10 protein-coding genes are annotated in these 11,566 nt (G+C 70.0%); 6 read left to right on the top strand and 4 right to left on the bottom strand.

The features are described from left to right. Nucleotides 1-15: 15 nt before the first annotated feature. Nucleotides 16-699, bottom strand: coding sequence for a TetR/AcrR family transcriptional regulator (locus ACFV15_RS38595; RefSeq protein WP_378357158.1), 684 nt, complete (start codon nucleotides 697-699; stop codon nucleotides 16-18). Between the two features lie 75 nt (nucleotides 700-774). Here ACFV15_RS38595 and ACFV15_RS38590 point away from each other — a divergent pair, with 75 nt between their 5' ends. Continuing rightward, nucleotides 775-1,635, top strand: coding sequence for an NAD(P)H-binding protein (locus ACFV15_RS38590; protein WP_378357156.1), 861 nt, complete (start codon nucleotides 775-777; stop codon nucleotides 1,633-1,635). On the opposite strand, the gene ACFV15_RS38585 is transcribed toward ACFV15_RS38590, so the two are convergent. Next, nucleotides 1,625-2,212, bottom strand: coding sequence for a hypothetical protein (locus tag ACFV15_RS38585; RefSeq protein ID WP_378357155.1), 588 nt, complete (start codon nucleotides 2,210-2,212; stop codon nucleotides 1,625-1,627). The genes ACFV15_RS38590 and ACFV15_RS38585 overlap by 11 nt on opposite strands. A gap of 174 nt (nucleotides 2,213-2,386) precedes the next feature. Here ACFV15_RS38585 and ACFV15_RS38580 point away from each other — a divergent pair, with 174 nt between their 5' ends. Continuing rightward, the gene (locus tag ACFV15_RS38580; protein WP_378357153.1) at nucleotides 2,387-3,442 is read left to right on the top strand and encodes an amidohydrolase family protein; all 1,056 of its coding nucleotides are present in this window, start codon (nucleotides 2,387-2,389) and stop codon (nucleotides 3,440-3,442) included. Here the strand turns inward: ACFV15_RS38580 and ACFV15_RS38575 are convergent. Both ACFV15_RS38575 and ACFV15_RS38570 read right to left on the bottom strand, forming a co-directional pair. Then, on the bottom strand, nucleotides 3,432-4,151 hold the full coding sequence (locus tag ACFV15_RS38575; RefSeq protein WP_378357151.1) for a hypothetical protein: 720 nt from the start codon (nucleotides 4,149-4,151) through the stop codon (nucleotides 3,432-3,434). The genes ACFV15_RS38580 and ACFV15_RS38575 overlap by 11 nt on opposite strands. A gap of 92 nt (nucleotides 4,152-4,243) precedes the next feature. Further along, entirely contained in the window at nucleotides 4,244-5,242 is a 999-nt protein-coding gene (locus ACFV15_RS38570) for a BTAD domain-containing putative transcriptional regulator (RefSeq protein ID WP_378357149.1), read from the bottom strand. Nucleotides 5,243-5,426: 184 nt separating this feature from the next. Here ACFV15_RS38570 and ACFV15_RS38565 point away from each other — a divergent pair, with 184 nt between their 5' ends. Genes ACFV15_RS38565 through ACFV15_RS38550 form a run of 4 tightly spaced genes read left to right on the top strand, consistent with a single transcriptional unit; the run spans nucleotide 5,427 to nucleotide 11,546 of the window. Further along, on the top strand, nucleotides 5,427-6,941 hold the full coding sequence (locus ACFV15_RS38565; protein WP_378357148.1) for a hypothetical protein: 1,515 nt from the start codon (nucleotides 5,427-5,429) through the stop codon (nucleotides 6,939-6,941). 26 nt (nucleotides 6,942-6,967) lie between these two features. Then, nucleotides 6,968-8,623, top strand: a complete 1,656-nt coding sequence (locus ACFV15_RS38560) for a hypothetical protein (protein ID WP_378357147.1) — start codon at nucleotides 6,968-6,970, stop codon at nucleotides 8,621-8,623. Beyond that, nucleotides 8,620-10,524 (top strand): hypothetical protein, encoded by a 1,905-nt coding sequence (locus ACFV15_RS38555; protein ID WP_378357145.1) that lies wholly within the window; start codon nucleotides 8,620-8,622, stop codon nucleotides 10,522-10,524. Before ACFV15_RS38560 ends, ACFV15_RS38555 begins: the two co-directional genes overlap by 4 nt. 14 nt (nucleotides 10,525-10,538) lie before the next feature. Further along, the gene (locus tag ACFV15_RS38550; protein ID WP_378357144.1) at nucleotides 10,539-11,546 is read left to right on the top strand and encodes a methyltransferase; all 1,008 of its coding nucleotides are present in this window, start codon (nucleotides 10,539-10,541) and stop codon (nucleotides 11,544-11,546) included. Nucleotides 11,547-11,566 lie beyond the last annotated feature (20 nt).

Genomic DNA, 11,566 nt, shown 5'->3' with positions numbered 1-11,566 from the left:
ACCCCGCCTGGCTGATCACACGCGGTCGAGCCACTCCGACAGCAGTGCGTGCTCCGCGGCGGTGAGCATCGGCAGTTTCGGTGCCAGCGCCCGGAAAGCCGTGGTCACCGATGGCTGGTCGTCGGGAAGGTACGACGCGTCGGTGAGGATCGCCCGCGCCACCGTTTCGTACATCGCGTCGGCGAGTTCGGGGTCGCGCTGCTCCGGCGGGGTGGACAGCAGGGTGAGGACGGCGCCGGTGCCCGCGGCGTGGATGAGGTCGACGGCGCGTCGTTCGGTGACCCGGAGCCTGCCCGCCGCGGCGACACGCCGGACCCGGGTGCGCAGTACCTCGAGTCCTGCGGCGGCCGCGGGCGAGCGGGTCGCGCGGGTGGGGTCGTTGAGCAGGCCGAACAACGCCGCGTTGGCGAGGCCGAAGCCGATGTGCGTCTGCCAGCCCGCGCGCAGGTCCGCCACCGGGTCGTCGCTTTCGGCGGTCTGCGATTTCTCGGCGACGTAGGCGGTGAACACATGCTCGGCGACGGCGTCGAGCAGTGCTTCCTTGTCCTCGAAAAAGCGGTAGATGGTGGGCGCCTGCATACCGGCGGCCTGCGCGACCGCGCGTGTGGTGACCGCTGCCGCGCCCCGTTCGCGCAGCAGTTGCGCCGCGACCTCCACGATGCTCTCGCGCGTTTTCTGTCTGGGCGTCCCGTCCACCATGTTGCCAACGGTAACGCATCTCTGCTATCAATGTTGTTATCGTCGTTATTATCGGCGTTAACGAGAGGATGCGCGATGATCGTCATCACTGGAGCGACGGGCCAGCTCGGCTCGCAGATCGTGGATCGCCTGCTGAAGAAGGTCCCAGCCGAACGGATCGGTGTCAGCGTTCGCGATCCCGGTCGCGCCGCCGACCTGGCCGCGCGCGGCGTGCGGGTGCGGCGCGGTGATTTCATCGATCCGCCCGCGCTCGCGAACGCGTTCGAGGGCGCGACGCAGGTACTCATCGTTTCGACGAACCAAGCGGGCGACGCGGCCGTCGACCAGCACATCGGAGCCATCGAGACCGCACGCGACGCGGGCGTGTCGCGCATTCTCTACACCAGCCACCAGGGCGCGGCCGAGGATTCGGCCTTCTCGCCCATGCGGGACCACGCCGCCACCGAGCGCTACCTGGCGAAGACCGGCACACCGTTCACGGCGCTGCGCAACGGTTTCTACGCGGCGACCGTGCCACATCTGCTCGGCAGGGCGCTGGAGACCGGCGAACTCGTCGCGCCGGCCGACGGCCCCGTTTCGTGGACAGCGCACACCGATCTGGCCGAAGCGGCGGCGGCCATCCTCGCCGACGAAGACCGCTTCGACGGCCCGACTCCGCCGCTGACCGCACCGGTCGCACTGGATCTCGCCGACATCGCGCGCGAACTCAGCACGCTCACCGGCCGCGCCATCACCCGTGTCGTCGCCGACGACGCCGAGTGGGCGGCCGCCATGATCGCAGGCGGCTTGCCGGCGATGCGGGTCGAAATGCTGCTCGACATGTTCCGCGCGGCCCGGCGCGGCGAGTTCGCCACGACCGGCCCGGAACTCGAGAACCTGGTGCGGCGCCCCGCGACGCCGCTCCGGTCACTCTTGGAGGTGGCCGTCAACCAGTGACCAGAGTGTTTCCGCCGTGATCCGCGGATCCCCGTTTGTAAAAGGCGTCCCACCAACGCTTTCCGGCCGCGGCGAAGTCCGCAAGGGACAGGGGCGTGCCATCGGCGTACGTCACGGCAAGGGTTTCGAACTCGATCGTGCCTTCGATGCAGTGCGGGGTGTAACCGCCCTGCCCGCTGTCGAGCCCGCCTTCGTTGAACCAATACAGCGAGTGCGAACCCGGCCCGGCTGACGGCTGGACCTCGAAGCTCACGCTCGGCGGCCAGTCGTGGGTCAAACCGGGCGAGTCGAGGAATTCCCAGCCGTACATGGACATAGGCTGCGAAATCGACGCGAAGAACGCCTCGACGGCGTCGAAGTCCACCAAGGGGATCGGCGGGCCATAGCCCTCGCCGACGTTCTCCCGCCGCGCCAGCACCCGGACCCGGGACACCCCGGACATGATCAGCACGCGGCGGCTGTCCGGGGTTTCGGGCAGCGCCACGACGTCGAGCAGCAGGGCGACGCCGCCGTCCGGGCGCGGGCGCAACCCGAGCACGGTGGCCTCGTTCAGCGCGACATTCAGCAGCTCGTCCACGGTCCCATGATCGCCTGACGGCAACGCTCACGCATCCGCTTTCACGGAAGCGCCTTGCAGGGGTCGTGAGTGTTTAGACCGGTTAGAACCGGCCGTACCACTCACGACCCCTGAGAACGCGGGGCGGGCATCCGCGAATCCCGGTACGTTCGAGCCGAGACTTGGGGGTTTCGCATGGTGATCCGTATCCGGGGCTACGCCTTACCTCACGGCGAGTACGTCGACCTCTACGCCGACGGCGACCGCTGGACCACGGACCCCGTCCCGAACGCCGAGCTGGTCGCCGAGGGCTGGCTCCTGCCGGGGCTCGTCGACGCGCACACCCACCCCGGCGCCGCGGAGCCCGGTGATCCGCTCGACGAGGACCTGCTCCGCGACGACCTCCGGCTGCATGTCGACGCCGGTGTCACGCTGATCCGTTCGCCAGGGCTCGCCGGTGAGCCGCCGGAGTGGTTCGGGACGGACCCCGACCTTCCTCGCGCTTCGCATGCCGGGCCGTGGCTCGCGCAGCGCGGGCAGTTCTTCGACGGCTGGGGTAATCGCGTCGAGCACGCCGACCTGCCAAAGGTGGCTGCAGCCCAAGCCGCCCGCAGCGGCTGGGCCAAGATCATCGCGGATTGGCGGCTCGACGACGAAGCGGTTCCCGTCGACGTGCTCACGGCCGTTGTCGAGGCGGTGCACGGGGTCGGCGGGCGCGTTGCCGTGCATACCCAGCATGCCGCCGGCAGCACGGCGGCGGTCAAGGCCGGTGTCGATTCCGTCGAGCACGGGATGTGGCTCGACCAGGATCTTCTGCCCGGCATGGCCGCGCGAGGCATCGCGTTGACGCCGACGCTCTCGGGGTTCCAGGACATGGTGACCGGACTGGGTGACCGGCCCGACGGTCCCGCCAAGGACTGGCTGCTCGGCGGGACCGAGGCGCACGGGCCGCTGGTCGCGGCCGCCGCGGAGGCCGGGGTACTGGTGCTCGCCGGCACCGATTCCCGGCCGCATGGGCAGGTCGCCACCGAGGTTCGCGCGCTGGCGGACGCGGGGATGCGGCCGCATGACGCGCTCGGGGCGGCTTCCTGGTCGGCGCGCGAGTACCTCGGGCTCAAGGGGCTTGAACCCGGGGCGCCCGCTGATGCCGTCGTCTACGCCGAGGACCCGCGCACTGACCTCGGGTTGCTCGCCGCGCCGCTCGCGGTGATCCTGCGCGGGCACCGGGTCAGGCCGTACCTCACGGGATGACGCGGTTGCGCAGGTTGTGCTCGTACGGGCCTTCGCCGTGCACGGCGAGCTCGCCCGCCACGTCGAAGCTGTAGAACGGGTGCGAGGTGAAGTAGCTGTTCAGGTCCGAGCCGCCGAAGCAGATCACGTCGGCGCCGCCGCCGGCTCGAGGCCCGTTGCACAAGGTCAGCGTCGGGTACCGGAACGAGTCGACCGGACGCAGGCCCGCTCCGCCGGGTCCGGGGAACGGCAGCCTGCCGATGAGGCCGCCGGGGTCATCGGGCTGGTTCGACTCGACTGACTGACGCCTGCCGTCGGAGAACAGGACGCCCTGGATGTTGCGGTCGGGCGGCTCGGTCTCCAGCACTGTGCCCGCGACGAGCGCGCCCAGGCTGAAGCCGACGATGTAGACCTTCGTGTCGAGGTCGCAGCCGGAGGTGACGTACAGGTTGTAGAGCGCGGTCCTGAGGTTGGCGACGCCCGCGTCGACGTCGGCGTAGAGGTTGATGTCGGCCTGGCTGTTGGGGTACGGGATGCGCACCGGATCGGCGCCGCCCGGTGAGAAGTTCCGGTCGAGCAGTTTGAACGCGCCGCCGTCCTGATAGCCGGGAACCACGAACATGACCGGTCCGCACGGCCGTTTCGCGGGGGCCGCCTGTGCCTGTCCGACGGGCACACAGGCGACCGCCAACGCGATCGCCAGCAGCCATCGGCCGAAGCTCTTCGTCACGTCTTTCTCCTTTCAACGCCGGGAGTCGATCTTCGCGACGGAGCCGCGTCGGCCGACAGGCTCCGAACCGGCCATTTGTGGCCGGTGCCTGGTCAGGAGCGGTCCTCACCACGCAAAACCGCCCCGTGTAGGTGACGCAGCCGCGCGCCTGGCTCCACGCCCAGGTCTTCCGCGAGCCGGGTGCGCAGCCGGGTGTAGACGGCCAACGCCTCGGCACGGCGGCCGCTGGTGGCCAGCGCGTGCATCAGCAACGCGGCCACTGGCTCGCTGTGCGGGTGCGCTGTGGCCGACTCGCTGATTTCCTCGATCGCCTCCGCGTGCTTGCCCAGCCGGAGTTGCCACTCCGCCTTCCGGAGCGACAGCGAGAGCCTGCGGTCGGTCAGCCGGAGCCGCTCGAGTTCCGCGAACGGGCCGGGCAGGCCCGCCAGCGGCTCGCCGTGGAACAGGCCGATCGCGCGGGACAGCGTGCCGACCGCCGCCGCGAGGTCACCCGCCCGCTGGGCCGTTTCGGCCTCGGCGGCGAGGGCGTCGAGCTGAGCGGTGTCGACGCGGACGCCTTCGCCGCGGAAGCGGTAGCCGGACCGGTCGCGCACGATCATCGAGTCGGACCGGTCGTCGCCGGACCGCAGGCTCTGCCGCAGGCGGTAGATGTACACCGGCACCACGTTGCCGACCGGCGCGTCGAGTCCCCACACGCTTTCGAGCAGCTCACGCTGGCTGACCGTCCGGTCCGGGCGTAGCACCAGCGCGGCGAGCAGCGCCTGCTGCCGGACCGGGCCGAGGTCGAGTGGTTTCGCGTCGTTCCAGGCACGCAGCGGGCCGAGCGCCGAGATCCGGAAACGGCCCGAAGGCACCGGCTCGGGGCCGGGCGTGACGATGCCGTGGTCGAACGCGTAGACGATGGCGGCGGCGCGGTCGCGCAGGCCCAGCTTGGCGATGAGCCTGCCGATCGAGTGCGCGACCGCGGTGTCGGAGGTGGCGAGCGCGGCGGCGATTTCGGTGTCGTTGAGGCCGCGGCCGATGCCGCGGAGCACCGCGCGTTCGGCGTGGGTGACCGGCTGCGCGCGGTCTTCGAGTGTTGTCGTCGGCATGACGAGTTCCCCCCTTGTCGGCTGTGTGCCGATCGTGCTGCCGGGGCTCATGACCAGGCCAGGTCAGTAACCGGCCAGAGATGGCCGGTCGCGCGGTGCCTGCGGAAACGCCTCGTGTCATCGGATTTTCATCGCCTGCTGGCAACCTCCGGAGCCGCTCGCCCCCGTCACCGGAGAGGTGCCCGTGAAATCCGCCAGATTGTTCTTGCTGTTGTTCATCTCCGCGCTCGCGTTCGCCGGAACCGCCGTCCCCGCGGCCGCGGAAGGTTCCGCGCTCGGCGGCCAGATCACCCGGAGCGAGGTGATCTGGCGCGCCCAGTACTGGGTTGATCACCAGCCCGGTCCGTACAACCAGGGCGGTGACGCGCCCGGCCCCGGCGGCGACTTCCGCTATCGCCGTGACTGCTCCGGCTACATCTCGATGGCCTGGCATCTCGCCGACAACCCGTGGACCGGCGCGCTGCCGAACTACGCCCAGGAGATCCCGCGCGCCGACCTGCGGCCAGGCGACATCCTCAACTCGTACTACGACCACGTGTTCCTCTTCCACCAGTGGGAGGACGACCACGGCGGCTTCTCCTACTACTCCTTCGGCTCGACGCCGGTGCGCCACCTGCGCGCGAACATCAACGACGCCTCGCTCGACGGTCACCCCAACGGCGACTACAAGGCGCTGCGCTACACCAAGATCATCGAGGACACTGCGGTCGCGCCGCACCCGTACGCCTCGGGCCGCGTGGTGAGCGGCCGCTCGGCCGACGGCCGGATGGAGACGTTCGCGGCGGGCGCCGACGGCGTCTATCACTCCTGGCAGACCGAGCCGAACGCCGGCTGGTCGGCGTGGGAGTTCAAGGGCGGGCCGCGGAACGCCCAGCTCTCGATCGCGCCGAACGCCGACGGCAGGCTCGAGCTGTTCGCGTTGTCCGACGGCACCTTCGACCACATGTGGCAGACCTCGCCGAGCGGGACCTGGTCGGCTTGGGCGAACTTCGGCGGCGGTGGCTACCGCGTCGCCGCCGGCGCCAACGCGGACGGCCGGATCGAGGTCTTCGCGTCCAACGGCAGCGGCGTGTTCCATCGCTGGCAGACCGACCCGAACGGTGGCTGGTCAGGCTGGGAAGGCACCTTCGGCGGCCCGGCGAACTCGCGGCTGGCGATGGAGTCGGCGCTCGACGGCAGGCTCGAGGTCTTCGCGCTGTCCGACTCGACGTTCGAGCACCTGTGGCAGACCGGGGTCAACGGCGGCTGGTCGTCGTGGGAGAACTTCGGCGGCGGCGGGCATGACCTGACGGTCAACCACAACACCGACGGCCGGCTGGAGGCGTTCGCTTCCAACGCCAACGGCGTGTTCCACCGCTGGCAGACCGGGTTCTCCAGCTGGTCGGGCTGGGAGGGGACCGGCGGGCCTGCGAACTCCGAGCTGACCTCGGACCGCTCCGCCGACGGCCGCGTCGAGGTGTTCGCCATCAACGGCGCCACGGCGAGCCACACCTGGCAGACGAACCCCAACGCGCCCTACTCGGCATGGGACAACTTCGGCACCGGTGGCGCCGAGATCAACGCGGGCCACAACGCGGACGGCCGGATCGAGGTCTTCGCGTCGAGTAGCGCCGGTGTCTTCCACCGCTGGCAGACCGGCTTCTCCGACTGGTCCGCGTGGGGCTGGCTCAAGGATTCCGCCGGACCCGCGATCAGCTAAATCCCTTCACACCCAAGGAAAATCACATGAACAGACGTAGATTGGCGCGCGCGGCCGTCGGCATCGCACTCGCCGCGGCGACGGTCATCGGCAGCACCACCGGCGCGCTCGCCGCGCCACCGCCCATCCCCGGCCCGGTCGGCGACCAGCCAGGAGACTCACCCGAGGTCGGGTCGGCCAGGGGCATGGCCATCCCGACCGTGCCGTGCGACCCGGCCGGCCCGTCGGCGTCCGACGGGATCATGGCCGATCAGCTCAACCCGCAGCTGCGCAACAAGATGGCCGGGTACATGAACGGCTACAAGGTTTCGTGCGCGCGTGTCGTCACCCAAGCGGTGAAAGCCCGTGGCCTCAACGAAAAGGCCGCGGCGATCGCGGTCGCCACCATCATCGTCGAGTCGAGCATCAACAACTACAGCGAGGCCGTCGACTACGACTCGGTCGGCCTGTTCCAGCAGCGCCCGTCGCAGGGCTGGGGTTCGCCTGCCGAGTGCATGGACCCGGTGCACGCCACCAACAAGTTCCTCGACGTGATGGAACAGTTCTACCCCAACGGTTCCTGGAACAACGCGCCGATCGGCGAGGTGGCCGCGGACGTGCAGCGCCCGCGTGAAGACCTCCGCTACCTGTACGGGGTCGAGGCGGGCGACGCGACGACGATCGTCAACGCGCTGTGGTCCGGCATGGGCGGCGGCCCGAAGCACCCGTTCGGCAACGGCCGCGTGGTGACCGGGCGTTCGGCCGATGGCAGGCTGGAAGCCTTCGCGGCGGGCGCCGACGGCGTCTACCACTCCTGGCAGACCGACCCGAACGCCGGCTGGTCGACGTGGCGCGCCGAGGGCGGGCCGCACAACGCGCAGCTGACGATCGCCGCGAACGCCGACGGCAGGCTTGAGCTGTTCGCCTTGTCCGACAGCACTTTCGACCACATGTGGCAGACCTCGCCCAGCGGGAACTGGTCGTCGTGGGCCAACTTCGGCGGCGGTGGCTACCGCGTCGCCGCGGGCAACAACGCCGACGGGCGCATCGAGGTCTTCGCGTCCAACGGCAGCGGCGTGTTCCACCGGTGGCAGACCGCGCCGAACGGCGGCTGGTCAGGCTGGGAAGGCACCTTCGGCGGGCCGGTCAACTCGCGCCTGGCCGTGGAGAACGCGCCCGACGGGCGGCTTGAGCTGTTCGCGCTCTCCGACTCGACGTTCGAGCACCTGTGGCAGACCGGCGTCAACGGCGCCTGGTCGTCGTGGGAGAACTTCGGCACCGGCGGCCATGACGTCGCCGTCAGCTACAACCAGGACGGCAGGCTGGATGTCTTCGCCTCCAACGGCAGCGGCGTGTTCCACCGCTGGCAGACCAGTCCGACCGCGTGGTCAGGCTGGGAAGGCTCCGGCACCATCACCAACGCCGAGCTGGCCACGTCGCGCTCGGTCGACGGACGCATCGAACTGTTCGCGGTCAACGCCTCGGCCGCGAGCCACACCTGGCAGGGCCGCCCGAACGCGGCGTTCTCGGCGTGGGAGAACTTCGGCACCGGCGGCACCGAAATCGGCGCGGGCAACAACGCCGACGGTCGCATCGAGGTCTTCGGCACCAGCCAGGCCGGTGTCTATCACCGCTGGCAGACCGGGTTCAGCACCTGGTCGGAATGGGGCTGGCTCAACGGTTCCGGCCCGTCGATCGGATGACCCGCGTCCACACGCTGCTGGTGGTGCTCGTCCTCACGGTTCTCGTGGGGGCGGCACCGCCCGCCGCGGCTGAGGCGTCGTCCGGGCAGACCGGCGCCAAGCCATTCGTCAAGATCTACGACCCCAGCGACGAGCAGGCGTGGTACATCAACGACCACACCTTCATCCAGGACGCGCGGGGCACCTGGCACCTGTTCGGCATCACGCACACCGAGCCCGCGGTCGACGACGACGAGGACACCTTCGCGCACGCCACCGCGCCGAGCCTGACCGGACCGTGGACGAAGCAAGCTCCGGTGCTGGAGACCGATCCCGCGTACGGCGAGACCCACCTGTGGGCGCCGCACGTGATCAAGAACGGCTCGACGTACTACATGTTCTACGCGGGCGGGGGAGCCGACGGATCCCGGCACGCGATCAGCCTCGCGACCTCGACCGACCTGTTCACCTGGACGCGGCTGCCGAGCGGGCCGCTGTTCCGCGACGGCGCGGTCGCGCGTGATCCGTATGTGGTGCGCGTCGGCGGCCAATGGGTCATGTACTACACCGCGACCAGCGATCCCGGCGGCGGGAATCACGTGGTGGCCTACCGGACGAGCACAGACCTGGTGCACTGGAGCGCGCGGTCGATCGCGTTCACCGACCCGTCGCGCGGCTTCGGCGCCGGGAACACCGAGTCACCGTTCGTGGTGTTCGAGGCGGGCGCGTGGCACCTGTTCCTCGGCCCGCGCGGCGGTTACGCGGGCACGGATGTGTTCACCAGCGCCGATCCGTTCAGGTTCTCGGCCGATCAGCTGTCCGGTCACGTGTTCAGTCATGCCGCCGAGGTCGTGAACGCCGACGGGAAGTGGTGGGTCAGCCACGCAGGCTGGGGTCAGGGCGGAGTGTGGCTGGCGGAGCTGGACTTCGGGACCGGGAGCAGCCGGTACGCGGCCGACGCCAGCTCGGATCCGAGCAGCCGGGTGGTGATCGTGTCCGGCGCCGACGGCAGGCAGGAGGCGTTCGCGGGCGGCCAGGATCAGGTGTGGTCTCGCTATCAGACCGTGCGTGACGGACCATGGTCGGACTGGTTTCCTTTCGGGGGACCGAAATCCGCGACACTGTCCGCGGCCCGTGACCTCGACGGGCGGCTGGAGCTGTTCGCCTCGGGCGAGGGCAGAGTGGACCACCGGAGCCAGTCGGCGCCGAATGCCTGGCAGGACTGGGAAAACTTCGGCACCGCGGCGCGCGATCTCACGGTCGCCCAGAACGCCGACGGACGCCTCGAGGTCTTCGCGAGCGGATCGGAGGGCATCTTCCACCGCTGGCAAGCGGGTGGAGTCTGGGCCGGCTGGGAGCCGTTCGGCGGCCCCGCCGACGCGGTGCTCGCCACCGGTCTCGACGCGACCGGACGTCTGGAGGTGATCGCCGCGTCTGCCGGAACGGTGCAGCGACGCAGGCAGGACGTGCCCAGCGGCGGCTGGAAGGCCTTCGAGCCGTTCGGCACCGTGCCCGGCGTCGGTCATCTGGCGCTCAACCGGCGGCCGGATGGCGCGCTCGACCTGATCGCGGGCGGGGCGGCGGGCACGTCGCGCCGTACCCAGGTGGCGGGGGAGTGGACCGGCTGGAGCGCCTTCGGCGGGCCTCCCGGTGCGAAAGTCCACATAGGACGTAACGCCGACGGCAGGCTGGAAGTGTTCGCCGCCAACGGGATCACCACCGAGCACCGCTGGGAGAACGGCACCGGCTGGTCGGCATGGGAGACGTTCGGAGCGGGCGCGGCAGGGTCCGGTTTCGGCACCAACGCTGACGGCCGGATCGACATCCTCTCCGGCAGCCGCACGCTGTACGGCCGCTACCAGGTCACACCGAGCGGCGGCTGGTCCGCGTGGGCACCGGCGGGCGGTCCGTTAATCGGTTGACACACCTGGAACTCTTGACAGCCGTGAATGATCACGTAGCCAAGATCCGGAACCTGGCAGGCCTGGCGACCCCGATGGCGTTGCGCGTCGCGGTGACGCTGGGCCTGCCGGACCGGCTGCGCGGCGACGGGGACACCGCCTCGCGAGTCGCGGCCGAGCTCGAGGTGTCACCGGTGCCGCTCGAAGTCCTGCTCGGCCACCTCGCGTCGCTCGGGATCGTCGAGCACACGTCAACCGGCTACCGGACCACGGATTTCGGCGCGACGCTCTGCACCGATGCGGGCAACGGCCTGACCAACTTCCTGCATCTGGACATGGCGGGCGGACGCGCCGAAATGGCGTTCGTCGAACTCCTGCACAGCGTCACCACCGGCGAGCCGGGCTACACCCGCCGCTTCGGCCAGGACTTCTGGAGCGATCTCACCCAGCGACCGCACCTGCGCGCGTCGTTCGACGAGCAGATGACGCACCGGTTCCGCGAGCAGATCCCCGGCCTCGTAGCGGGTTACGACTGGGGCCGCTTCAGCACGATCGTCGACGTCGGCGGCGGGCATGGCAGTCTGCTCGCCGCGATCCTGGTCGCGCACGAGAACCTTCGCGGGCATCTGGTCGACCTCGATCCGACCGCGACAGAGGCGATCCGCACGTTCAGCGCCCATCACGTCGAAGACCGCGCCGAAGTGACCGCGTCCAGCTTCTTCGACCCGTTGCCCGCCGGTGCGGATGCCTATCTGCTGTGCGACATCCTGCACGACTGGGACGACGAAAACGCACACCGGATCCTGAAGCGTTGCGTGGAGGCTGTCGCGCCGGAGGGCCGAGTCCTGGTGATCGAAGCGCTGGGCGGGCGGCAGGACAACACCGAGTTCGACCTGGCCATGCTCGCGATCTTCGGCGGCCGCGAACGCCGTGTCGACGAGTTCCGCACCCTCGCCTCGGCACACGGCCTGGTGCTCGAAACGGTGGTGGGACTGACCGGCCAGCGCAACCTCCTGGAGTTCCGCCTCACCCAGGTGTCGTGAGTGGTACGGCCGGTTAGAAC

This window comes from Amycolatopsis sp. NPDC059657 (assembly GCF_042734395.1).
Taxonomy (GTDB): domain Bacteria; phylum Actinomycetota; class Actinomycetes; order Mycobacteriales; family Pseudonocardiaceae; genus Amycolatopsis.
This window is presented reverse-complemented; position numbering and strand designations above follow the sequence as displayed.

Excerpts from the sequence above, each read along its gene's own strand:
- ACFV15_RS38595 (WP_378357158.1), bottom strand. The coding sequence starts at position 699 with ATGGTGGACGGGACGCCCAGACAGAAAACGCGCGAGAGCATCGTGGAG.
- ACFV15_RS38590 (WP_378357156.1), top strand. The coding sequence starts at position 775 with ATGATCGTCATCACTGGAGCGACGGGCCAGCTCGGCTCGCAGATCGTG.
- ACFV15_RS38580 (WP_378357153.1), top strand. The coding sequence starts at position 2,387 with ATGGTGATCCGTATCCGGGGCTACGCCTTACCTCACGGCGAGTACGTC.
- ACFV15_RS38570 (WP_378357149.1), bottom strand. The coding sequence starts at position 5,242 with ATGCCGACGACAACACTCGAAGACCGCGCGCAGCCGGTCACCCACGCC.
- ACFV15_RS38560 (WP_378357147.1), top strand. The coding sequence starts at position 6,968 with ATGAACAGACGTAGATTGGCGCGCGCGGCCGTCGGCATCGCACTCGCC.
- ACFV15_RS38555 (WP_378357145.1), top strand. The coding sequence starts at position 8,620 with ATGACCCGCGTCCACACGCTGCTGGTGGTGCTCGTCCTCACGGTTCTC.